General features: G+C 62.7%; 17 protein-coding genes and 1 pseudogene. 12 read left to right on the forward strand and 6 right to left on the reverse strand.

Annotated features, from left to right (window positions below; all coding sequences use genetic code 11):
- The first annotated feature begins 140 nt into the window (after positions 1–140).
- The 3 genes and pseudogenes from CWR53_RS16390 to CWR53_RS16400 all read left to right on the forward strand — a co-directional run.
- A complete protein-coding gene (locus tag CWR53_RS16390; RefSeq protein ID WP_023534925.1) occupies positions 141–698 on the forward strand; it encodes a peptidylprolyl isomerase in 558 nt (185 codons plus the stop codon).
- Positions 699–759: 61 nt separating this feature from the next.
- Positions 760–2,592, forward strand: a complete 1,833-nt coding sequence (locus CWR53_RS16395; RefSeq protein WP_100852061.1) for an ABC transporter ATP-binding protein — start codon at positions 760–762, stop codon at positions 2,590–2,592.
- Positions 2,593–2,810: 218 nt separating this feature from the next.
- Positions 2,811–3,263: pseudogene (locus CWR53_RS16400) on the forward strand (transposase); the annotation flags it as partial.
- Here the strand turns inward: CWR53_RS16400 and CWR53_RS16405 are convergent.
- On the reverse strand, positions 3,262–4,416 hold the full coding sequence (locus CWR53_RS16405; RefSeq protein ID WP_100852062.1) for a GNAT family N-acetyltransferase: 1,155 nt from the start codon (positions 4,414–4,416) through the stop codon (positions 3,262–3,264). The pseudogene CWR53_RS16400 and the gene CWR53_RS16405 overlap by 2 nt on opposite strands.
- A 229-nt stretch (positions 4,417–4,645) precedes the next feature.
- Here CWR53_RS16405 and CWR53_RS16410 point away from each other — a divergent pair, with 229 nt between their 5' ends.
- On the forward strand, positions 4,646–5,893 hold the full coding sequence (locus CWR53_RS16410) for a putative porin (RefSeq protein ID WP_058604196.1): 1,248 nt from the start codon (positions 4,646–4,648) through the stop codon (positions 5,891–5,893).
- A gap of 75 nt (positions 5,894–5,968) precedes the next feature.
- Here CWR53_RS16410 and CWR53_RS16415 read toward each other — a convergent pair whose 3' ends face one another.
- From CWR53_RS16415 to CWR53_RS16425, 3 genes are all read right to left on the reverse strand, one after another.
- Complete coding sequence (locus tag CWR53_RS16415; protein ID WP_058604195.1) at positions 5,969–7,090, reverse strand: beta-ketoacyl-ACP synthase III; 1,122 nt, start codon at positions 7,088–7,090, stop codon at positions 5,969–5,971.
- Positions 7,091–7,321: 231 nt separating this feature from the next.
- Positions 7,322–11,227, reverse strand: a complete 3,906-nt coding sequence (hrpA, locus tag CWR53_RS16420) for an ATP-dependent RNA helicase HrpA (RefSeq protein WP_100852063.1) — start codon at positions 11,225–11,227, stop codon at positions 7,322–7,324.
- Positions 11,228–11,632: 405 nt separating this feature from the next.
- On the reverse strand, positions 11,633–12,493 hold the full coding sequence (locus CWR53_RS16425) for a glycine betaine ABC transporter substrate-binding protein (protein WP_058604193.1): 861 nt from the start codon (positions 12,491–12,493) through the stop codon (positions 11,633–11,635).
- Between the two features lie 196 nt (positions 12,494–12,689).
- Between CWR53_RS16425 and CWR53_RS16430 the strand changes: the two genes are divergently transcribed.
- Positions 12,690–14,255 carry a beta (1-6) glucans synthase gene (locus CWR53_RS16430; RefSeq protein WP_100852064.1) on the forward strand — a complete coding sequence of 522 codons (1,566 nt, stop codon included), beginning with the start codon at positions 12,690–12,692 and terminating at the stop codon, positions 14,253–14,255.
- 47 nt (positions 14,256–14,302) lie between these two features.
- Here the strand turns inward: CWR53_RS16430 and CWR53_RS16435 are convergent, their stop codons facing one another.
- Positions 14,303–14,656 (reverse strand): hypothetical protein, encoded by a 354-nt coding sequence (locus CWR53_RS16435; RefSeq protein ID WP_100852065.1) that lies wholly within the window; start codon positions 14,654–14,656, stop codon positions 14,303–14,305.
- A gap of 188 nt (positions 14,657–14,844) precedes the next feature.
- Here CWR53_RS16435 and CWR53_RS16440 point away from each other — a divergent pair, with 188 nt between their 5' ends.
- Both CWR53_RS16440 and CWR53_RS16445 read left to right on the forward strand, forming a co-directional pair.
- Positions 14,845–16,143: a serine/threonine protein kinase gene (locus tag CWR53_RS16440; RefSeq protein WP_058604190.1), complete on the forward strand. Its 1,299-nt coding sequence runs from the start codon at positions 14,845–14,847 to the stop codon at positions 16,141–16,143.
- Positions 16,136–16,963, forward strand: coding sequence for a VacJ family lipoprotein (locus CWR53_RS16445; protein WP_058604189.1), 828 nt, complete (start codon positions 16,136–16,138; stop codon positions 16,961–16,963). Before CWR53_RS16440 ends, CWR53_RS16445 begins: the two co-directional genes overlap by 8 nt.
- Before the next feature lie 42 nt (positions 16,964–17,005).
- On the opposite strand, the gene CWR53_RS16450 is transcribed toward CWR53_RS16445, so the two are convergent.
- On the reverse strand, positions 17,006–17,941 hold the full coding sequence (locus CWR53_RS16450; protein WP_058604188.1) for a lipid A biosynthesis lauroyl acyltransferase: 936 nt from the start codon (positions 17,939–17,941) through the stop codon (positions 17,006–17,008).
- Between the two features lie 111 nt (positions 17,942–18,052).
- Here CWR53_RS16450 and minC point away from each other — a divergent pair, with 111 nt between their 5' ends.
- From minC to CWR53_RS16475, 5 genes are all read left to right on the forward strand, one after another.
- On the forward strand, positions 18,053–18,811 hold the full coding sequence (minC, locus tag CWR53_RS16455) for a septum site-determining protein MinC (protein WP_058604187.1): 759 nt from the start codon (positions 18,053–18,055) through the stop codon (positions 18,809–18,811).
- Between the two features lie 100 nt (positions 18,812–18,911).
- Positions 18,912–19,724: a septum site-determining protein MinD gene (gene minD, locus CWR53_RS16460; RefSeq protein ID WP_100852066.1), complete on the forward strand. Its 813-nt coding sequence runs from the start codon at positions 18,912–18,914 to the stop codon at positions 19,722–19,724.
- Between the two features lie 3 nt (positions 19,725–19,727).
- Positions 19,728–19,982, forward strand: coding sequence for a cell division topological specificity factor MinE (minE, locus tag CWR53_RS16465; RefSeq protein WP_009682849.1), 255 nt, complete (start codon positions 19,728–19,730; stop codon positions 19,980–19,982).
- 147 nt (positions 19,983–20,129) lie between these two features.
- The gene (locus CWR53_RS16470) at positions 20,130–20,765 is read left to right on the forward strand and encodes an RluA family pseudouridine synthase (RefSeq protein WP_100852067.1); all 636 of its coding nucleotides are present in this window, start codon (positions 20,130–20,132) and stop codon (positions 20,763–20,765) included.
- A 186-nt stretch (positions 20,766–20,951) separates the two neighbouring features.
- Positions 20,952–22,241, forward strand: coding sequence for a M18 family aminopeptidase (locus CWR53_RS16475; protein WP_058604185.1), 1,290 nt, complete (start codon positions 20,952–20,954; stop codon positions 22,239–22,241).
- Positions 22,242–22,330 lie beyond the last annotated feature (89 nt).

Here is a 22,330-nt window from a genome sequence, read left to right on the forward strand (position 1 = left end):
CACCTGTGCCCGGCCTACTACCTGTACTGGCAGCCGTCGAAAAATCACGGCACGCTATTACTCCTTGTACATTGCGATGTATCCACCGTACCGGCGGCCCTCGAATGCAGCCGCCTCCACTTTGAAGGACCTTTGCGCCCATGCTGAAAAAATTGCTGCTTACCGCCTGTTCCGTCGCGTTCGCCACCAGCGTCATGGCATCCGACAAGACGCCGCACGTTGTGCTGGACACCAGCTTCGGCCAGGTGGAAATCGAGCTCAATGCCGAGAAGGCACCCGTCAGCACCAAGAACTTCCTGCAGTACGTGGACAGCGGCTTCTACAACAACACCATCTTCCATCGAGTGATCCCGGGCTTCATGGTGCAAGGCGGCGGCTTCACCGAGCAGATGGTACAGAAGGACACCAAGGATCCGATCCGCAACGAAGCCAGCAATGGCTTGCAAAACACCCGCGGCACCCTGGCCATGGCCCGCACCTCGAACCCGAATTCGGCCACCAGCCAGTTCTTCATCAACGTGGCCGACAACGATTTCCTCAACCCAGGCCGTGACGCGGGTTATGCCGTGTTCGGCAAGGTGACCAAAGGCATGGAAGTGGTCGACCAGATCGTCAATTCGCCCACCACCGTCAAGAAAGGCATGCGTGACGTGCCCGCCGACCCTGTGTTCATCAAATCGGCTAAACGCATCGATTGATCGCGGGTCTCACAGGGACGTGACCCGATTACCGGTCGGTTGAACAGGAGTTTCAACGCTGATGCTGTACCGTCGTTTCGAGCAACTGATCGACATCTTCCGTGACGCCCCCAGCGAAGCGCCGCCCAGCGGCGTGTGGGCGTTCTATTTCTATTATCTGCGCCAGGTCTGGCCAAGCTTTCTGGCTTTGCTGGTGGTTGGCCTGATCGCTTCGTTGATCGAAGTGGCCATGTTCAGCTTCCTGAGCCGCATCATCGACCTGGCCCAAGGCACGCCCAGCGCCAGTATTTTCAGCGAGCACAGCGGCGAGTTGATCTGGATGCTGGTGGTGGTGCTGTTGCTGCGTCCGTTGTTCTTCGGGCTGCATGACCTGCTGGTGCATCAGGCCATCAACCCAGGCATGACCAGCATGATCCGCTGGCAGAACCACAGCTATGTGCTCAAGCAAAGCCTGAACTTCTTCCAAAGCGACTTCGCCGGGCGCATCGCCCAGCGCATCATGCAGACCGGCAACTCGCTGCGCGACTCGGCGGTGCAGGCGGTGGATGCGTTATGGCATGTGCTGATCTACGCCATCACGTCGCTGGTGTTGTTTGCCGAGGCTGATTGGCGGTTGATGTTGCCCCTGGTGATCTGGATCGTGTGCTTCATTGCCGCCTTGGCGTATTTCGTGCCACGTGTAAAAGCGCGCTCGGTGGTGTCGTCCGATGCCCGCTCCAAGCTGATGGGCCGCATCGTCGATGGCTATACCAACATTGCCACGCTCAAGCTGTTTGCCCACACCGATCACGAACAGCAGTATGCCCGCGAGGCTATCAGCGAGCAGACCGAGAAAACCCAGCTGGCTTCGCGGGTGATCACCAGCATGGACGTGGTCATCACCACGTTGAACGGCTTGCTGGTGGTCGGCACCACCGGGCTTGCCCTGTGGCTGTGGAGCCAGTCGCTGATCACGGTGGGGGCCATTGCCTTGGCGACTGGTTTGGTCATCCGCATCGTGAACATGTCGGGGTGGATCATGTGGGTGGTCAACGGCATTTTCGAGAACATTGGCATGGTGCAGGATGGCCTGCAGACCATAGCCCAGCCCGTCACCGTCACCGACCGCCCTGCTGCCCCGGCCTTGAAGGTTACCCAGGGCGCCGTGCGGTTCGAGAGCGTGCGCTTTCACTATGGTGAAGCGAGGAATGTGATCGAGGGGCTGAACCTGGCGATTCGGCCCGGGGAAAAGATCGGCCTGATCGGACCGTCTGGTGCCGGGAAGTCGACCTTGGTGAATTTGCTGTTGCGTCTGTACGACGTGCAAGGTGGGCAGATTCTGATCGATGACCAAGACATTGCGCAGGTGAGCCAGGCAAGCCTGCGTGCGCAGATCGGCATGATCACCCAGGACACCTCGTTGCTGCACCGCTCGATCCGCGAGAACCTGCTGTACGGCCGCCCGGATGCGACTGACGCCCAGTTGCAGGAAGCAGTGCGCCGCGCCCGGGCTGATGAGTTCATCCCGCACCTGTCGGACGCCCAGGGCCGTACCGGTCTAGATGCGCATGTAGGTGAGCGTGGAGTAAAGCTGTCCGGCGGCCAGCGCCAGCGCATCGCGATTGCCCGGGTGCTGCTGAAGAATGCGCCGATTCTGATCATGGACGAGGCCACGTCCGCGCTGGATTCGGAGGTGGAGGCGGCGATCCAGGAGAGCCTGGAAACGCTGATGCAGGGCAAGACCGTGATCGCCATCGCCCACCGGCTGTCCACCATTGCCCGCATGGACCGGCTGGTGGTGCTGGACAAGGGCCGGGTCGTGGAGGTGGGTAGCCATACTGAGTTGCTGGAGCAGCGGGGGCTGTATGCGCGGCTTTGGCAGCATCAGACAGGTGGGTTTGTGGGGGTTGATTAGGTGAGGTCCAGGCTTTGAGGGTTCAGGCTTTATGAAGGGGATCAAATCCAGGCGTCTGGTCAAAAGCCGGGGCCGCAAAGCGGCCCCAACGATACCAAGGCAATTCCGAAAGCCAGCCTCTCTGGAATGACTCTGCGTCACACCCCGTAAAACTGTCCCGCCACTCCCCGCACCTCGCCCAGCTACCCTTGCAGTCTTCATCCACCAAGGAGCTACCCATGGAAGGCCGCGGCACTCACCGTTTACGTCTAGGCAGGTTCTCCGAGCCCGGGCGGTTATACCTACTAACCACCGCCACCCGAAACCGTACCCCACTTTTCACACACCTGCACTACGCCAGGGCCGTGATCCAGCAGCTGCAACTCACTGCTGCGCAACGACAGTGCCAGAGCCTCGCCTGGGTACTGATGCCCAATCACTTGCACTGGCTTATCACGCTAGGCCCCTGCAGCCTCGACGAGCTGATGCGTGAATTCAAATCACGCAGCAGTTGCGCGCTTTACATACGAGGCGCCGAGCACCAGCGAATCTGGCAACCTGGCTTCCATGACCGCGCCCTTCGCCGTGACGAACAGGTGCGCAGCGTCGCTCGCTACATCATCGCCAATCCAATCCGCGCCGGCCTGGTAACGCGAGCGAGCGATTACCCGTATTGGGACTGTGTCTGGCTCAATGGCCCTCTTCCCGGCGATAAGGCAACATCTCCCGTGCCTGGGCGGCATACGCCATTACCCCTTCACGCTCCTGAAGCAGAAAATCGGCCACCGCCGTGCGTAACCCGGGATGCAGCAGGTAATGCCACGAGCGCGTGATTACCGGCTCGAACCCGCGAATCAACTTGTGCTCACCCTGGGCGCCAGCATCGAAACGTTGCAGCCCTTGGGCTATGGCGAAGTCCATGCCTTGATAGAAACACGTCTCGAAATGCAGGCGATCGAACTCGGCCAGGCAGCCCCAGTAACGGCCAAACAGACTGTCCCCACCTACCAGGCTCAGCGCCATTGCCACGTCCCGCCCGGCCTGGCGCGCCATTACCACGCGCAGGGCGTGGGGCATGCGCTCGGCCAGCAAGCTGAAGAACTCCCGCGTCAGGTAAGGCGCCCGGCCGCGCACGGCGTAGGTGTTGGCGTAACACAGGTAGACGAAATCCCACTGGGCTTGGTCCAGCTCGTCACCCCGGTACCAGCGAAAATCAATCCCCTGCCCCGCTACCTGCTCACGCTCCTTGCGCATCTGCTTGCGCTTGCGGGAGCTGAGGGTGTCGAGAAAATCCTGGAAATCGCGGTAGCCGCGGTTCTGCCAGTGAAACTGGCAACCCAGGCGCTCCATCCAACCCGGCAGGCGCGCCAACTGTTCGTCCAGCGCAGGCTCGGTGAAGTTGATGTGGGCGCCAGACAGGCCGGCTTTGCTCAGGTACTCGGGCAAGGCCTGCAGTAACAAGTGCCCGGCTACCGCATCGGCCGTCAGCAAGCGCGGACCACTGACCGGGCTGAACGGCACGGCCCCCAGCAGCTTGGGATAGTAGGCGATGCCAGCCCGTTCACAGGCGTGCGCCCAACCATGGTCGAAGACGTACTCACCGTACGAATGCCACTTGCGGTAACCCGGCAGCAGCGCTTGCACCTTGCCCTCGTGCTCGATCACCAGATGTTCGGCCGCCCACCCGTTGTTGCGCGCGACACTGCCGCTGTCTTCCATCGCACTGAGAAAGGCATGGCTGAGAAACGGCTGGCCTTCGGGCACCAGGGCGTCCCAGGTGGCGGCTGGCATATCACGCAAATGAGCAAGGCTATACAGACTGGTCACAGGGTCGGCTCGCGGCATCAAGGCCCCCAGTATCACCAAGCTGGGCGCCGGACTCAAATGACGATCGCCCCGCAGCCTTCACTTCACAGCAGTGACATCATTGCGACATTAATCTGTCACTCGCCCCCGCAATACTTGCGCCTGTTTTCCGGAACCACAGAACCTGTCTATTCAGGCCCTTCCGGAGACATGCCAACACAGGGGCGGGCGCTCGGCGTCCCCCATCTTATTCAGTAGGGAGAACCGTATGCGTCTTGTTTCTACACTTACCGGAGCAAGCCTGACCGGCATGGTGCTGGCCATGAGCACCACTCCGGCCAGTGCGGCCGTCGACGCCAAGCTGCTCGAAATGCTCCGCGCCAATGGCTCGATCAACCAGGCGCAATACAGCGAGCTGCAGGCTGACCTGGCCCAGGAAAACAAGGAAAAGGCCGCTCAGAAGGCCCAGTCCGAGCGCATGAGTTCGTTCGAGCAAAAAGTGGCCTGGGCGGCCAAGACTCAGATCAAAGGCGACGTGCGCCTGCGTTATGAAGACGTCAACGTGGACAACCCGATTTCCCGCAGCGGCAACCAGGACCGGGAGCGTGTGCGTGCCCGTGTCGGTTTCTACAGCGAGATCAACCCGCAAGTGGACGCCGGGGTGCGGGTCGCCACCGGCAGCAGCGCCGATGCGCGCTCGACCAACCAGAGCCTGGACAACTACTTCGAGAAGAAATCGTTGTGGGTGGACCTGGCCTACCTCGACTGGCACCCCACCGCCGTGCCGAACCTGCACCTGATCGGCGGCAAGATGATGCAGCCCTGGGTGAGCATGGGCGACATCATCTGGGACAGCGACATCAACCCCGAAGGCGTAGCCGCCACCTACAAGACCAACCTGGGCCCTGCCGAGGTGTTCGGCAGCATCGGCCACTACAACCTCAAGGACAACGTCGACGGCGACGGCGTGCAGTTCAAGCACGATGCACAGCTCTACGCGGCGCAGTTGGGGACCAAGTTCAACGCAGCCGACACCGTCAAGGTCACGGTGGGCGGCAGCGTGTACGGCTACGATAACGACAAGTCGTCTGCCGCGCTGCGCTCGCTGGGCAACACCACCAACGAATTCAACCTGGTCGAAGGCTTTGGCCAGGTGGACTTCACCGGCTTTGCCATCCCGCTGTCGGCCTATGGCCAATTCGTGAAGAACACCGAGAGCACCGATGGGCAGGACAAGGCCTGGCTGGCGGGTCTGAAGAGCAAGATCGGGGCCTGGAGCCTGGACTACAACTACCGCGACGTGCAGCGTAATGGCGTCGTGAGCCTGTTCACCGACTCGGACTTCGGCAACGGTTTCACTGGCTCGCGCGGTCACAAGTTCAAAGTTGGCTACGAGATCGACAAGAACTTCGCACTCGGTGCGGCCTATATGATGGCCAAGACCGACTACTCCAACCTGCCCAACAGCAACGCCGATGTGGATACGCTGCAGGTAGACCTGGAAGCCAAGTTCTAAGCAACGCCACCGCGCAAACGGCCGTCCCCATCCGGCCGTTTGCGCTTTTAGGCGGGCATCGCCAGTCTTGCCGGCTTAGCGTTTGCGCAAAATCACGCTGCCGATCGAATACCCCGCGCCAAACGAGCTGAGCACACCCAGCGCCCCTTGTGGCAGGTCATCCTGATACAGGTGCAAGGCAATGACCGAGCCTGCCGAGCTGGTGTTGGCGTAGCGGTCCAGGATCACCGGCGCTTCCTGTTCACTCACTTCACGCCCCAGCAGCTTCTTGACGATCAGGTGGTTCATGCTGAGGTTGGCCTGGTGCAGCCAGAAGCGCGCCACATCGCTGGGTTGAAGGCCGTTTTCCTGCAAGTGCTCGCCCACCAGCTCCGCCACTTTCGGGCACACCTCGCGGAACACCTTGCGGCCTTCCTGGATGAACAGCTTGTCTGCGGCGCCTTCGCCCTCCTCCGCCGCGCGGTTGAGGAAACCGAAGTTGTTGCGAATGTTGTTGGAGAACTCGGTCCACAGCTTGCTGCTGACCACGTCGAACTGGTGCGCCGATGTGGCGTGATCGGCGCGTTCGAGCAGTACCGCGGTCGCCGCATCGCCAAAGATGAAGTGGCTGTCACGGTCGCGGAAGTTCAGGTGGCCGGTGCACACTTCAGGGTTGACCATGAGCACGGCCCGCGCCTGCCCCAGCGCCACGCTGTTGGCGGCGGTCTGAATGCCGAAGGTAGCGGACGAACACGCCACGTTCATGTCGAAGGCAAACCCCTGGATGCCCAGCGCCTGCTGCACTTCGATGGCAATGGCCGGGTAAGGGCGCTGCAAGTTGGAACAGGCGACGATGACCCCGTCCACGTCGGCAGCGCTGCGGCCAGCGCGCTCCAGCGCCTGGCGCGCCGCCGCCACGGCCATTTCGCACAGCACCGACGGCTCGTCGTTGGAGCGCTCTGGCAGGCGCGGTTTCATGCGCTGCGGGTCGAGGATGCCGGCCTTGTCCATGACGAAGCGGCTCTTGATACCCGAGGCCTTTTCGATGAACGCCGCATCGGACAGCGGTGCGGCTTCGACCTCGCCACGCTCGATGGCCTGGGCGTTGTCCTGGTTGAACTGCTGCGACCAGGTGTTGAAGGAGGCTACGAGTTCTTCGTTGGAGATGCTCTGGGCCGGGGTGTACAGGCCGGTGCCGCTGATCACGACATTATGCACGGTCGTTCCTCTGTTCTTGGGCCATCGCCACCCGGCGCTGGCTGGAAATACACTGATTTAGTGGCACTTTAGTACTAACTTTGCGACGAGGGCAGAGCCCACGCTTGACGGTAGCCCACCTCATGAATGCCATCACCCTGTAGGCGGTGAGTATGCAGGCGAAGCAGGGCTATGCGCAGTGGGCCGCCAAGCGGCCCGAAATTGTCTCAATAGTGCCACAACTGTGTGAGTTTAGCCTTCCACCTGGCTCCACTGCTTGCTCAATCGCTTATCGGAAATCGGCACCTTGGTGCCCAGCTGCTGGGCGAACAGCGACACGCGGTATTCCTCCAGCCACCAGCGGTACAGGGCCAGCTGCTCGTCGCGCTTGCCTTCCTGGGCATGCTTGTCGGCACGGGCCTTGTACTGCGCCCACAAGTTGGCCAGTTCGCCACTCCATACCCGGTCCTTCTGCACCTGCGAACCCAGCTTCTCCAGGCGCAGCTCGATGGCCTTGAGGTAGCGTGGCAGCTCCTTGAACCACAGCGCCGGCGTTTCACGCACAAAGCCCGGGTACACCAGGTTGCCCAACTGCTGCTTGATATCGTTCAGGGCCACGGCCTGGCTCAGGTCGATCTTGCCCTTGAAGCGTTTCTGCAACCCGTGCCACAGCTTCAGCACCTCGAGGGTCTGCCGCGCCAGGCGCTCGGCATGCTCGGCCCAGCTGCCCCGCTTGCGTTCGGCCAGCGCCGCCAGGGCCGCGCCTTCACGGGGCAGCACCGGCTCACCGTCCAGAATGCAACTGTCCAGGCTGGCCAGCAGAATGTCTTCGACCAGCGCGTCGACCCGGCCCATGTCGCGGTACAGCAGCCCCAGTTCGGTCAGCCCAGGCAGCTTGCCACGCAGGAACTTGGCGGGCTCGGCCAGCTGTTGCAGCAGCAGGCGCTGCAAGGCGCGGCGGTGCTGGAAGTCGGCTTCGGCCTGGGTCGAGAAGCGGCCTTCACGCACCGTGCCATTGTCCTCGACCAGTGCCGGGTAAACCGTCATCGACAGCCCCGCGATCTTTTGCTGTGCCGTGGGTTTCACTTCGCTGAAGGCCTTGGCCTGCACCGGCTGCTCGCTTTTGGCATCGCGTGGCACTGCCAGCGCTGCCTGGCTGGCGGCGGCGAACCGCGCGGTCAGCTCAGCCAGGTCACGCCCTTCGCCCAGGAATTTGCCTTGCCCGTCGACCACTTCGATGTTCATGCGCAGGTGGCCTTCGACCAGGCTGACCGATTCGTCCCAGGCCTCGTCGGGCACCCGCGCACCGGTCATGCGCAGCAGTTCATGGCCCAGGGCCTGGGGCAACGCGCCTTGGCCGAAGGTCATGCGGGCCAAGGCAGCCTTGACGAAGTCCGGCACCGGCACGAAGTTCTTGCGCAGGGCCTTGGGCAAGTTGCGAACCAGCGCCACGCACTTGGCTTCGAGCAAGCCGGGCACCAGCCACTCCAGGCGCTCGCCTGGCAGGCTCGGCAACAGGGGTGCCGGCACCCGAACGGTCACACCGTCACGGGGGTGATTGGGCTCGAAGTGGTAGGTCAAGGGCAGGCGCAGTTCGCCCACCTGCAAGCTGTCGGGGTACTGCGCGGCAGTCACCTCGCTGGCCTCGCGTGCCAGCACGTCTTCCTCGCGCATGATCAGCAGGTTGGGGTCTTTCTGGCTGCCCATGCGGTACCAGCTGTCGAAAGTGGCCGTCTGGTGGATCTCGGCCGGCAGGCGCGCTTCGTAGAACGCATAGAGCGTTTCTTCGTCGGCCAGGATGTCGCGACGGCGGGCCTTGGCCTCGAGGGCGTCGAGCGCTTCGAGCAGGCGCTTGTTGGCCGTCAGGCACTTGGCCCGCGACTGGATCTCACCACCCACCAGGGCCTCACGAATAAACAGCTCGCGGGAGGTGGCCGGGTCGATGGGGCCAAAATGCACCGGCCTGCGGCCGACCAGGATCAACCCATACAGGGTGATCTGCTCATAGGCCACGACCTGCCCGCGCTTCTTCTCCCAATGGGGCTCGAAGTGGTTCTTCTTGATCAGGTGGCCGGCCAGCGGCTCGATCCAGTCCGGCTCGATACGCGCGACCACGCGGGCATAGAGCTTGGTGGTTTCCACCAGCTCGGCTGCCATGACCCACTGCGGGCGCTTGCGCCCGATACCCGATGACGGATGCACCCAGAACCTGCGCTGCCGTGCGCCCTGGTAATCGCCGTCTTCGGTCTTGTGGCCGATCTGGCTGAGCAGGCCGCTGAGCACGGCTTTGTGCAGCTTGGGGTAGTCGCACGGTTCCTTGTTGACCGTCAGTTGCAGCTCGCGGCAGATCAGCGCCAACTGGCGATGGGCGTCGCGCCACTCACGCAGGCGCAGGTAATTGAGGAACTGCTTGCGGCACCAGTTGCGCAAGGGGTTGGCCGTCAACGCCTGGCGCTGCTCCTCGAAACCTCGCCACAGGTTGACCAGTGCGGCGAAGTCCGAATCCACGTCCTTCCACTGCGCGTGGGCCTGGTCGGCGGCCTGCTGGCGCTCAGGGGGGCGTTCGCGTGGGTCCTGCACCGATAGGGCGCTGGTGACGATCAGCACTTCCTGCAGGCTGCCCAGGCGCGCGCCTTCGAGCAGCATGCGGCCCAGGCGCGGGTCGATGGGCAGCCGAGCCAGCTGACGCCCGACCGGGGTCAGCTGATTTTCACGGTTGACCGCCGAGAGCTCTTGCAGCAGGTTGAAGCCGTCGCTGATCGCCTTGCCGTCTGGCGGCTCGATGAACGGGAACGCGTCGATGGCGCCCAGGCGCAGGTGCAGCATTTGCAGGATGACGGCCGCCAGGTTGGTGCGCAGGATCTCGGGGTCGGTGAAAGCCGGTCGGCTGTTGAAGTCTTCTTCGCTGTACAGACGCACGCAGATGCCCGGCTCCACCCGTCCACAGCGGCCCTTGCGCTGGTTGGCGCTGGCCTGGGACACGGCTTCGATGGGCAGGCGCTGCACCTTGGCGCGGTAGCTGTAGCGGCTGATGCGCGCCGTGCCGGTATCGATCACATAGCGGATGCCGGGGACCGTCAGCGATGTTTCGGCCACGTTGGTGGCCAGCACCACGCGCCGCCCGGCATGGGGCTGGAAGATCCGCTGCTGCTCGGCCGGCGACAGGCGCGCGTACAAGGGCAAGATTTCGGTATGGCGCAACTGCGCCTTGCGCAGAATCTCGGCGGCGTCGCGAATTTCGCGCTCACCGGGCAGGAAGATCAGCACATCGCCCGGGCCCTTGCCCTGGCCGCGCTCGTGCTGGGCCAATTCGTCGAGGGTGGCAAGGATAGCCTGATCGACGGTGAGGTCGTCCTCGATCGGGTTGCCTTCCTCGTCCTGTTCGCTGGTCAGCGGGCGATACCAGGTTTCCACGGGGAAGGTACGGCCGGACACCTCGATGATGGGCGCATTGTCGAAATGCTTGGAAAACCGCTCCAGGTCGATGGTGGCCGAGGTGATGATGAGCTTGAGGTCGGGCCGCCGGTGCAACAGGGTCTTGAGGTAGCCGAGCAGGAAGTCGATGTTCAGGCTGCGTTCGTGGGCTTCGTCGACGATGATGGTGTCGTAGCGTTCCAGGAAGCGGTCGTGCTGGGTTTCGGCCAGCAGGATGCCGTCGGTCATGAGTTTGACCAGTGTGTTGGCATCGCTCTGGTCTTCGAAGCGCACTTGATAACCCACCAGGCCGCCCAGCGGAGTGCCCAGTTCCTCAGCCACCCGGGCGGCGACACTGCGCGCGGCGATCCGGCGTGGCTGGGTGTGGGCGATCAGGCCATGGCTGCCGCGGCCCAGTTCCAGGCAGATCTTGGGTAACTGGGTGGTCTTGCCCGAGCCGGTTTCGCCAGCGATGACCAGCACCTGGTGTTCGGCCAGGGCTTTTTTGATCTCGTCGCGCTTGGCGGCGATGGGCAGGCTGTCGTCGTAGCGCACCAATGGCACGCTCTGCTGGCGGGCGGTGACCTGGGCGCAGGACGCCTGCACCCGCTCTGCCCACTGCGCCAGCTTTGCCTCGTCGGGGCGCTTGCGCAGTTCATGCAACTGGCGCCGCAGACGGTGGCGGTCGGCGATCATGGCGTGGTCGAGGTTTCGCAGCAGTTTGTCGATGGCGTGGTCAGTCATTGGGCTTTTCGGTGATGCAGGTGGGCCTGCGGTGTAATCGGCATTCGAAAGAGGTGTGATTGTCGCAGATTTGGTTATTGCTTGCTGGGGGTGCTTGAAAGGTTGGGCTGGCGGGTCGGTTTGAGGGTTCAGTTTCTCTCGGCGGGGCTGGAGCTGGCGGGTGCGCAGGTGATGGGCGGCGACTTGGGTGGGGGCAGGGATTTGCGAACTGGCTGAGGTCGCCTGAACCGCTTTGCGCCCGTCGCGGCGAGGGTGTCAGTGTTTTTGTGTGCGGGCCGGTAGCGGCCTGTCGTCAGGCAGGCCCTCATTTTCATCACGTTGGCCGGGTGAGCCGACCCCCGAACAAAACCGCTCGAACGCTTAAGGCTCGAACGGCTTTATTTCAGGGATCACCGCACAGGCAATTTACTTGCCCGTCCACTCCTTCACTCGCTCTGGGTGCTTGGCCACCCAGTCCTTGGCGGCCGCTTCGGGCTTGGCGCCTTCCTGGATAGCCAGCATCACCTCGCCGATCTCATCCTTGGACTGCCAGCTGAACTTCTTCAGGAACTCGGCCACTTCCGGGGCCTTGGTGGCCAGCTCCTTGCTGCCGATGCTGTTGACGGTCTCAGCAGCGCCATACACGCCTTTGGGGTCTTCGAGGAACTTGAGTTTCCATTTGGCGAACATCCAGTGCGGGACCCAGCCAGTCACGGCGATGGACTGCTGCTTGGCGTAGGCACGGCCCAGCTCGGCGGTCATCGCAGCACCGGAACTTGCCTGCAGCTTGTAGCCGGTCAGGTCGTAGTCCTTGATCGCCTGATCGGTCTTGATCATGACACCGGAACCCGCATCGATGCCGACGATTTTCTGCTTGAACGAGGAATCGGTCTTCAGGTCAGCGATGCTCACCGCCTTGACGTACTCAGGCACGATCAGGCCAATCTTGGCATCCTTGAAGTTCGCGCCGTAGTCGACCACGTTGTCCTTGTTCTTGGCCCAGTACTCACCATGGGTCACCGGCAGCCATGCCGACAGCATGGCATCGAGCTTACCGGTGGCCACGCCCTGCCACATGATGCCCGTGGCCACGGCTTGCAGCTTCACATCGTAGCCAAGCTTCTGCTTGATCACCTCGGCGGCCACGTTGGTGGTAGCCACACTGTCTGCCCACCCATCCACGTAACCAATGCTGACTTCTTTGGCCATGGCCTGTGCGCCGCTCAAGGCCAGTGCCAGGGCGGTACCCACGCCCAGGAAACGACGCATTTTTGTTGAAGTAGCCATCAAAGCATTCCCTCGTCAGGTCTCGGAGATTCCATCATCTGCCTGCAACCAAGCCAGACCTGATCCAAGTACGACGCCCAGGCGCTCATACGCGACAGCACTGTGCCATTAGCGGCAGCGGCATGGACCTGCCTGCGCGATCCTTGCATGCCAAAGGTTTGGCGCCGGGCTACTATTGGCCCTTTTGCCCCCGACGATGGACCGCCCGATGCCCAGTTCCCCCCGCCTGCTGACATGTCTATATACCCTTGCCTGCCTGATCGGTCTGCTCGGGCTCGGTGGGCTCTGGTACGGGCTGGGCAGACCGGTGAACCTGCCCGACGCCGCCAATGCCACGCACAAGCTGCAGTGCGCATCCTATACCCCGTTCGACAAGGACCAGTCGCCCTACGACCAACCCATGCAACTACGCCCGGCGCGCATGGACGCCGACCTGGCCCTGCTCGCTGAGCGATTCCAGTGCATCCGCACCTATTCCATGAGCGGTCTTGAGGCTATCCCGGCGTTGGCGCGCAAGCATGGCCTGAAGGTGATGCTCGGGGCCTGGGTCAATGCCCACCCGGCCGATACCGACCGGGAAGTCGCGCTGCTGGTCGCCGCCGCCAACGCCAACCCCGATGTGGTCAGCGCCGTCATCGTGGGCAACGAGACCTTGCTGCGCAAGGAAGTCACCGGCAAACGACTGGCCGAGTTGATTGCGCGGGTCAAGCGTCAGGTAAGCGTGCCGGTTACCTATGCCGATGTGTGGGAGTTCTGGCTGCAGCACCCTGAGATCGCGCCTGAAGTGGACTTTCTCACCATTCACTTGCTGCCGTATTGGGAAGACGAGCCACGGGGCATCGACGATGCGCTGGCCCATGTCGCCGACATACGCCGGCAGTTCGGCGAGCGCTTCGCGCCCAAGGACATCCTGATCGGTGAAACCGGCTGGCCCAGCGAAGGCCGACAGCGTGAAACCGCCCTGCCCAGCCGGGTCAACGAGGCGCGCTTCATTCGCGGCTTCGTCGCCATGGCCGAGCACAATGGCTGGCGCTATAACCTGATCGAAGCTTTCGACCAGCCCTGGAAGCGCGCCAACGAAGGTGCCGTGGGGGGGTATTGGGGCCTATACGATGCCGATCGGCAGGACAAGGGCATCCTCGAAGGGCCCGTCAGCAACTTGCCCGACTGGCCCACTTGGTGGCTGGGGTGTGCGGCGCTGGCAGCGCTGATGCTGTGCATGGCCGGGCGACCCCGCACACGCACAGGCGCGTGGGCCATGCCGCTGCTGGCCATGTTCGGTGCAGCGTGCCTGGGCCTGTGGGGCGAGTTGATGCGCAGCCACGCCCGTTTCGCCCCGGAGTGGGTGTGGGCAGGGCTGTTGGCGGGGTTGAACGTGCTGGTACTGGCCCGGGCACTGCTGCATCTGGCCCAGCCGCCAGGCATGCGTGGGCGCTGGTCTGACTGGCTGCAAAAGCGGGCCGGCGGGTTGCTGCTGCTGGCCGGCTTTGCAGGCGCCGTGAGCACATTGGCAATGGTGTTCGACCCCCGCTACCGCAGTTTTCCCAGCGCAGCGTTGGCCTTGCCAGCCCTAGTGTTCGTGCTGTGGCCCGTGCTGACACGGCGACGGGAGGCTACCTTGCTGGCAGGTATCATCGGCCTTGGCATACTGCCGCAGCTATTCATCGAAGGGCTGAACAGCGGACAGGCCTGGCGCTGGGCAGCCGTGAGCGCGCTGATGACTGCTGCCCTGTGGCGCAGCCTGAGGCTCGGCCGCGCCTGATACCTCTTTCCGTCAGCGTCACGGAGCGCCCCCTGGCGGGCGCTCATTTACCTGACCAGACGCAGCCCCGCCAGCACCAATGCGAATACAGCGATGCTCGCGGTGTACAGCACCAATGCTGGCACTGCGAATAACAGGGCAATGCCGGCCAGCCATTTACCAGTCCGTCCCTTTAGCAGCCAGCCAAGCACTGCCAGGGCCAGCCCGGCCCAGGCCAGGACCTGGTGGTGAATACCCAACCCCAGCAATGCCCGAACCTCGCACTGCCAATAGGCTGCTGACTGAGTGCACAACCCTACCCACTGCCCGTCCTCCATCAGCCCGTAGCGCACGCCATAGCTGGCAGCGAGCCAGAGCCCGACGAACATCAGCAGTAATGCGCCAGGTAACGTGCGACCCATTCATTTCTCCACGGTGATTGATCGAAAAAATCCATGATCGTCTACGCCACGGTCTAAGGCAAAATACCTCGCCTGCCTCGACGTTCAGATAACAGGCACACCAAAGGCCATCACGCCCGGCAACTTTGCCACGGCCATCGTGGTCTTAGCTTGCACACGCGCCACCTTGCGTTCTTTTGGGGGATTACATGCTTCGTTCTTTGCGCCTCGCTGCCGTTCTTGGCAGCCTGCTCATGGCTGTGGCCGCTTCTGCGCGGGATATCGACGCCGCGAGCTATGGCTACCCCCTGACCAACCCGTTCGAGGCGACCATCGCCACGACGCCGCCGGACCAGCGCCCGATGCTGCCCAGCGATGACGAGATCGACCAGTCCGACTACAGCCTCACCTTGCGCCCCGAGCGTGAATTCACGCTGCCGGACAACTTCTGGGCGGTCAAGAAACTCAAGTACCGCATGGCCCAACAGGACCACGCCGCCCCGTTGATCTTCATCATTGCCGGCACCGGTGCGTCCTACAGCAGCAGCATCAACGAATACCTTAAAAAGCTGTACTACAAGGCCGGCTTCCACGTGGTGCAGCTGTCCTCGCCCACCAGCTACGATTTCATCAGCGCAGCGTCGCGCTTCGCCACACCCGGCATCAGCCAGGATGACGCCGAAGACATGTACCGGGTGATGCAATCGGTCCGCGCCCAGCACCCTCGCCTGCCCGTGACCGAGTTCTACCTGACCGGCTATAGCCTGGGCGCCCTCGATGCGGCCTTCGTCAGCCACCTGGATGAAACCAGGCGCAGCTTCAACTTCAAGCGTGTGCTGCTGCTCAACCCACCCGTGAACCTCTACACCTCGATCAACAACCTGGACAAGCTGGTGCAGACCCAGGTCAAGGGGATCGACCGGAGCACCACGTTCTATGAGCTGATGCTGGAAAAACTCACGCGCTACTTCCAGGAAAAGGGCTTCATCGACCTCAACGAAGCGCTCTTGTACGATTTCCAGCAGTCGCGCCAGCACTTGTCCAACGAACAGATGGCCATGCTCATCGGCACCTCGTTCCGTTTCTCGGCCGCCGATATCGCCTTCACTTCCGACCTGATCAACCGTCGCGGCCTGATCATCCCACCGAAGGTGAAGATCACCGAAGGCACGAGCCTGACGCCCTACTTCAAGCGTGCCTTGCAGTGCGATTTCGATTGCTACATGACCGAACAGGTCATCCCGATGTGGCGTGCCCGCACCGGTGGGGGCACCATCCTGGAGCTGACCAATCAGGTGAGCCTGTACGCGCTGGCCGACTACTTGCAAAACAGCCCCAAAATCGCGGTGATGCACAATGCCGACGACGTCATTCTCGGCCCAGGCGATATCGGGTTCCTGCGCAAGGTGTTCGGTGATCGCCTGACCCTTTATCCCCATGGTGGCCATTGCGGCAACATCAACTACCGCGTCAACAGTGACGCCATGCTGGAGTTCTTCCGTGGTTAACAAACTGCTCTTTGCCACGGCCCTGCTTGCCGCAGGCCATACCCTGGCCGCCGAGACCGCACCCAGAGCCAGCGTCGTCGAGGCTGATCCGCAGGTGATCGGCACCGCCCCGCTGGCCCCGGAAGCCGACGGCTTCCTCGACCCGTTGCGCGAGTTGAAATTCAACCCGGGCCTGGACCAACGTGAATTCGAGCGCTCTACCCTCGAAGCGCTAAACGTCTACGACCCGCTCGAGTCGATGAATCGCCGCATCTATCATTTCAACTACCGCCTGGACCAATGGGTGCTGCTACCGCTGGTCAATGGCTACCAGTACGTCACCCCGCGTTTTCTGCGCAGTGGGGTGACCAACTTCTTCAACAACCTGGGGGACGTGCCCAACCTGTTCAACAGCGTCCTGCAGCTCAAGGCCAAACGCTCGGCCGAGATCACGGCACGGCTGATGTTCAACACGATCATCGGGGTAGGCGGTTTGTGGGACCCGGCGACCAAGATGGGCCTGCCGCGCCAGAGCGAGGATTTCGGCCAGACCCTGGGCTTCTATGGCGTGCCGGCAGGCCCTTACCTGATGCTGCCGCTGTTGGGCCCTTCGAACCTGCGCGACACCGCTGGGCTGGTGGTGGATTATTCCGGCGAGCAGGCGATCAATTACCTGGACATGGCCAAGGTCAGCCGCGAGCATCCAGAATTCTTCGGCCTGCGGGTCATCGACAAGCGCTACACCACCAACTTCCGCTACGGGCAGATGAACTCACCGTTCGAGTATGAAAAGGTGCGCTACGTCTATACCCAGTCGCGCAAGCTGCAGATCGCCGAGTAATCTGGCAGCGCCACTGCCGTCACGGCAGCGGCGCGGCCGCTTTCAACGCCTTTTCTTTTCGTACAGCCTTGGGGCCCCGTCCGGTCGGGACTTGAACCGGCGGTGGGCCCACAGGTACTGCTCGGGGCATTCGCGCAGCACCTGCTCTACCCACTGGTTGATCCGCAGGCAGTCAGCCTCTTCGCTCTCACCGGGGAAATCGCTCAACGGGGGATGAATCACCAACCGATAGCCGCTGCCATCTTCGAGTCGCTTCTGCGTGAACGGAATGACCTGGGCGCGGCCCAAGCGCGCAAACTTGGTGGTGGCCGTGACCGTGGCTGCCGGGATCCCGAACAAGGGCACGAACAGGCTTTGCTTGGCGCCGTAGTCCTGGTCGGGCGCGTACCAGATCGCGCGGCCGGCGCGCAGCAGCTTGAGCATGCCCCTGACATCCTCGCGCTCCACGGCCAGTGAGTCCAGGTTGTGCCGTTCGCGTCCGCTGCGCTGGATGAAATCGAACAGGGCATTGCCATGCTCGCGGTACATGCCGTCGATGGTGTGACGCTGGCCGAGCAAGGCCGCGCCGATTTCCAGGGTAGTGAAGTGCACCGCCATCAGGATCGCCCCCTGCCCCGCCTGCTGGGCGGCCTGCAAGTGCTCGAGCCCCTCGACATGCGCCAGGCGCGCCAACCGCGCCTTGGGCCACCACCAGCTCATGGCCATTTCGAAGAAGGCGATGCCGGTCGAGGCGAAGTTGGCCTTGAGCAGGCGCTGCCGTTCGTCCGCCGACCGTTCGGGGAAGCACAGTTCCAGGTTGCGCGCGGCGATACGCCTGCGCTCACCGGCAAAGCGGTACATGATCGCGCCTAACGCCGCACCCAGTTTGAGCAGTACACGGTAGGGCAACTGCACCACCAGCCACAGCAGCCCCAGACCCAGCCACAGGCCCCAGAACTTGGGATGAAGGAAATAGGGACGAAAACGCGGGCGATCCATTGAAGCTTCCAGCAAGACATGGGCCGCGCATTCTACAACGGATCGGCTCATGTTGCGGGCAACCGGTCTTATCGTTATAAGTCAGGGCACTTTTTCCGCAACAAGCCGTCTATGCAGACCATGAGCCCAAACCACACCTCCGACACCCCCTCCGTGTTCCAGCTCAAGGGCAGCATGCTTGCCATTACCGTTCTGGAACTGGCGCGCAATGACCTTGAAGCCCTTGATCGCCAGTTGGCGGCCAAAGTGGCCCAGGCGCCGAACTTCTTCAGCAATACGCCGTTGGTGCTGGCGCTGGACAAGCTGCCGGCCGGCGAAGGTGCGATCGACCTGCCTGGCTTGATGCGCATTTGCCGCCACCATGGCCTGCGGACCCTGGCCATCCGCGCCAACCGCATCGAAGACATAGCCGCGGCCATCGCCATCGATCTGCCGGTGCTGCCCCCGTCCGGCGCCCGCGAGCGGCCACTGGAACCCGAGCCCGAGGCCAAGAAGCCCGAGCCGGCCCCTGCCCCGCCACCGGTGCTCGAACCCGAGGTACGCGCCACGCGCATCATCACCGCCCCGGTACGTGGTGGCCAGCAGATCTACGCCCAAGGGGGGGACCTTGTGGTCACCGCTTCGGTCAGCCCGGGTGCGGAACTTCTTGCCGATGGCAACATCCATGTGTACGGCGCCATGCGCGGCCGTGCCCTGGCAGGTATCAAGGGTAATACCAAGGCGCGTATCTTCTGCCAGCAGATGACCGCTGAAATGGTCTCCATTGCCGGCCAGTACAAAGTGTGCGAGGACTTGCGCCGCGATCCGTTATGGGGCGCTGGCGTACAAGTCAGCCTGTCTGGCGACGTGTTGAACATCACCCGTCTTTAACGGATACTTGCCAGCATTTTTAGAGCAACTTTTTTATCGTTGCCGTTATTTCAGTTATTTGCAGGGACTTGCGTCCCGATCATTTTAGGGGTGAAACACCTTGGCCAAGATTCTCGTGGTTACTTCCGGCAAAGGGGGTGTGGGCAAGACCACCACCAGCGCCGCCATCGGTACCGGCCTCGCACTGCGTGGCCACAAGACGGTCATCGTCGACTTCGACGTGGGCCTGCGTAACCTCGACCTGATCATGGGCTGCGAACGCCGTGTGGTTTATGACTTCGTCAACGTGGTCAATGGCGAAGCCAACCTGCAACAAGCCTTGATCAAGGACAAGCGCCTGGAAAACCTGTACGTGCTGGCGGCCAGCCAGACCCGTGACAAGGACGCCCTCACCCAGCAAGGCGTCGAGAAGGTCCTGATGGACCTGAAGGAGCAGTTCGAATACGTGATCTGCGACTCGCCGGCCGGTATCGAGAAAGGTGCCCACCTGGCCATGTACTTCGCCGACGAGGCCATCGTGGTCACCAACCCCGAAGTGTCTTCGGTTCGTGACTCCGACCGCATGCTCGGCATTCTGTCGAGCAAGTCGCGCCGCTCGGAAAACGGCGAAGAGCCGATCAAGGAGCACCTGTTGATCACCCGCTACCATCCCGAGCGCGTCGTCAAGGGCGAAATGCTGAGCGTGGCCGACGTGGAAGAGATTCTCTCGATCAAGCTCAAGGGCGTGATTCCCGAATCGCAGGCGGTGCTCAAGGCATCCAACCAGGGTATCCCGGTCATTCTCGATGACCAGAGCGATGCCGGCCAGGCGTACAGTGACGCAGTCGACCGCCTGCTGGGCAAAGAGAAGCCGATGCGCTTCATCGATGTACAGAAGAAGGGATTCTTCGAGCGCATTTTCGGGAGCAAATAAACCATGAACCTTTTTGACTTCTTTCGTGGCAGACAGAAACAGACCAGCGCGTCGGTGGCGAAAGAGCGTCTACAGATCATCGTGGCGCACGAGCGCGGACAACGCAGCGAACCGGACTATCTGCCCGAGTTGCAGAAGGAACTGCTGGAAGTGATTCGCAAGTATGTGAACATCGGCAATGACGATGTGCACATCGAGCTGGAAAACCAGGGCAGCTGCTCCATTCTTGAGCTGAACATCACCCTGCCGGATCGCTGATCCGGCAGAGAGCCGGGGCTGCGCTGCAGCCATTCGCGGCACGAGGCCGCTCCGACAAGGGATCGCACTCCCCTGTCGGAGCGGCCTTGCCGCATATGGGGTGCAGCACCGCCCCGCTTTTTCTCCTGATTCAACAGAGACCACGCAATGCCGCTGTCGACCATTCAGATCCTTCACGAAGACGCCGCCATCCTGGTGATCAACAAGCCGACGCTGCTGCTGTCGGTCCCTGGCCGGGCTGAAGACAACAAGGATTGCCTGATCACCCGTCTCCAGGAAAACGGCTATCCCGACGCGCTGATCGTGCATCGTCTGGACTGGGAGACGTCGGGCATCATCCTGCTGGCCCGTGATGCCGACAGCCACCGCGAGCTGTCGCGCCAGTTCCATGACCGGGAAACCGAGAAGGCCTACACCGCCCTGTGCTGGGGGCAGCCGGCACTGGACAGCGGCAGCATCGACCTGCCACTGCGGTATGACCCACCCACCAAGCCACGCCACGTTGTGGACCATGAACAAGGTAAGCATGCGCTGACGTTCTGGCGGGTGGTGGAACGTTGCGGCGAGTACTGCCGTGTGGAGCTGACACCGATCACAGGGCGCTCGCATCAACTGCGTGTGCACATGTTATCGATCGGCCACCCACTGCTGGGTGATCGGCTGTATGCCAACCCTCAGGCCTTGGCCGCCCACGAGCGGCTGTGCCTGCATGCATCGATGCTCAGCTTCACCCACCCGGTGTCCGGTGAGCGCCTCAAATTCGAGTGCCCGGCGCCGTTTTGATCGGGCATGGCTGTGTCTTCGCAGTCCATCAGAGCTGCCGGCGCTGCCCTGACCAGCTGTGTTGCGGGCTGAGGCGTGTGGCCGGTGTGCGGCCTGTAGCCATCCAGCCAAGTGCGCAACCCACAGCCCGACACCGCTCGGCGACTCAATACGCTAAACTCGCGCCACTGCTGTCTGGAGTGAACTATGCGCGATGTACTCAATGCAGGCCTGATCGATTTTCTCAAGGCCTCCCCTACTCCCTTCCACGCCACCGCCAGCCTGGCCCTGCGCCTGGAGGCCGCTGGTTACCAGCGCCTGGACGAGCGCGAGAGCTGGTCCGTCGTGTCAGGCGGGCGCTATTACGTCACCCGTAACGATTCCTCGATCATCGCGATCAAGATGGGCAGGCAGGCACCGCTGCTCAACGGCATCCGCATGGTCGGCGCCCACACCGACAGCCCCTGCCTGCGGGTCAAGCCGCAACCGGAACTGCAGCGCCAGGGCTTCTTGCAGCTGGGCGTGGAGGTGTATGGCGGGGCCCTGCTCGCGCCGTGGTTCGACCGCGACCTGTCGCTGGCGGGCCGGGTCACCTACCGCCGTGACGGCAAGGTGGAAAGCCAGCTTGTCGACTTCAAGCTGCCGATCGCGGTCATCCCCAACCTGGCCATCCACCTCAACCGTACCGCCAACGATGGCTGGCATATCAACCCGCAGACCGAACTGCCACCGATCCTGGCGCAAGTGGCCGGTGACGAGCGCATCGACTTTCGCGCCCTGCTGACCGAACAACTGGCGCGCGAGCACCAACTCAACGCCGACGTGGTGCTGGACTACGAGCTGAGCTTCTACGATACCCAGGACGCCGCGCAGATCGGGCTCAATGGCGACTTCATTGCCGGTGCCCGCCTGGACAACCTGCTGTCGTGCTACGCCGGGCTGCAAGCCCTGCTGGCCGCCGACAGCGATGAAACCTGCATCCTGGTGTGCAACGACCACGAGGAAGTCGGCAGCAGCTCGGCCTGCGGCGCAGACGGGCCGATGCTCGAGCAGACCTTGCAGCGCCTGTTGCCCGACGGCGACGCCTACGTGCGCACCATCCAGCGCTCGTTGATGGTTTCGGCCGACAATGCCCATGGCGTGCACCCGAACTATGCCGACAAGCACGACGGCAACCATGGCCCGAAACTCAACGCAGGGCCGGTGATCAAGGTGAACAACAACCAGCGCTACGCCACCAACAGCGAAACCGCCGGCTTCTTCCGCCACTTGTGCATGGCCGAGGAAGTACCGGTGCAGAGCTTCGTGGTACGCAGCGACATGGGTTGCGGCTCGACCATCGGGCCCATTGCGGCCAGCCACCTTGGCGTGCGGACGGTCGACATCGGGCTGCCGACCTTTGCCATGCACTCCATTCGCGAGCTGTGCGGTAGCCATGACCTGGCGCACCTGGTGAAGGTCCTGACAGCGTTCTACCGCAGTCACGACCTGCCTTGAGCCACGCAGAGCGCCGGGGTGCTACACACCCGGCGCCAACAGACCGCACTGCTGCACATGGCCGACACGTTCGCCTCAGGCAGGCCGGG

This window comes from Pseudomonas sp. SGAir0191 (assembly GCF_002812565.2).
Lineage (GTDB): Bacteria > Pseudomonadota > Gammaproteobacteria > Pseudomonadales > Pseudomonadaceae > Aquipseudomonas > Aquipseudomonas parafulva_B.

Coding starts and splice junctions, on each gene's coding strand:
- CWR53_RS16390 (WP_023534925.1), top strand. CDS start 141: ATGCTGAAAAAATTGCTGCTTACCGCCTGTTCCGTCGCGTTCGCCACC.
- CWR53_RS16395 (WP_100852061.1), top strand. CDS start 760: ATGCTGTACCGTCGTTTCGAGCAACTGATCGACATCTTCCGTGACGCC.
- CWR53_RS16405 (WP_100852062.1), bottom strand. CDS start 4,416: ATGCCGCGAGCCGACCCTGTGACCAGTCTGTATAGCCTTGCTCATTTG.
- CWR53_RS16410 (WP_058604196.1), top strand. CDS start 4,646: ATGCGTCTTGTTTCTACACTTACCGGAGCAAGCCTGACCGGCATGGTG.
- hrpA (WP_100852063.1), bottom strand. CDS start 11,227: ATGACTGACCACGCCATCGACAAACTGCTGCGAAACCTCGACCACGCC.
- CWR53_RS16425 (WP_058604193.1), bottom strand. CDS start 12,493: ATGGCTACTTCAACAAAAATGCGTCGTTTCCTGGGCGTGGGTACCGCC.
- CWR53_RS16430 (WP_100852064.1), top strand. CDS start 12,690: ATGGACCGCCCGATGCCCAGTTCCCCCCGCCTGCTGACATGTCTATAT.
- CWR53_RS16435 (WP_100852065.1), bottom strand. CDS start 14,656: ATGGGTCGCACGTTACCTGGCGCATTACTGCTGATGTTCGTCGGGCTC.
- CWR53_RS16440 (WP_058604190.1), top strand. CDS start 14,845: ATGCTTCGTTCTTTGCGCCTCGCTGCCGTTCTTGGCAGCCTGCTCATG.
- CWR53_RS16450 (WP_058604188.1), bottom strand. CDS start 17,941: ATGGATCGCCCGCGTTTTCGTCCCTATTTCCTTCATCCCAAGTTCTGG.
- minC (WP_058604187.1), top strand. CDS start 18,053: ATGCAGACCATGAGCCCAAACCACACCTCCGACACCCCCTCCGTGTTC.
- minE (WP_009682849.1), top strand. CDS start 19,728: ATGAACCTTTTTGACTTCTTTCGTGGCAGACAGAAACAGACCAGCGCG.
- CWR53_RS16470 (WP_100852067.1), top strand. CDS start 20,130: ATGCCGCTGTCGACCATTCAGATCCTTCACGAAGACGCCGCCATCCTG.
- CWR53_RS16475 (WP_058604185.1), top strand. CDS start 20,952: ATGCGCGATGTACTCAATGCAGGCCTGATCGATTTTCTCAAGGCCTCC.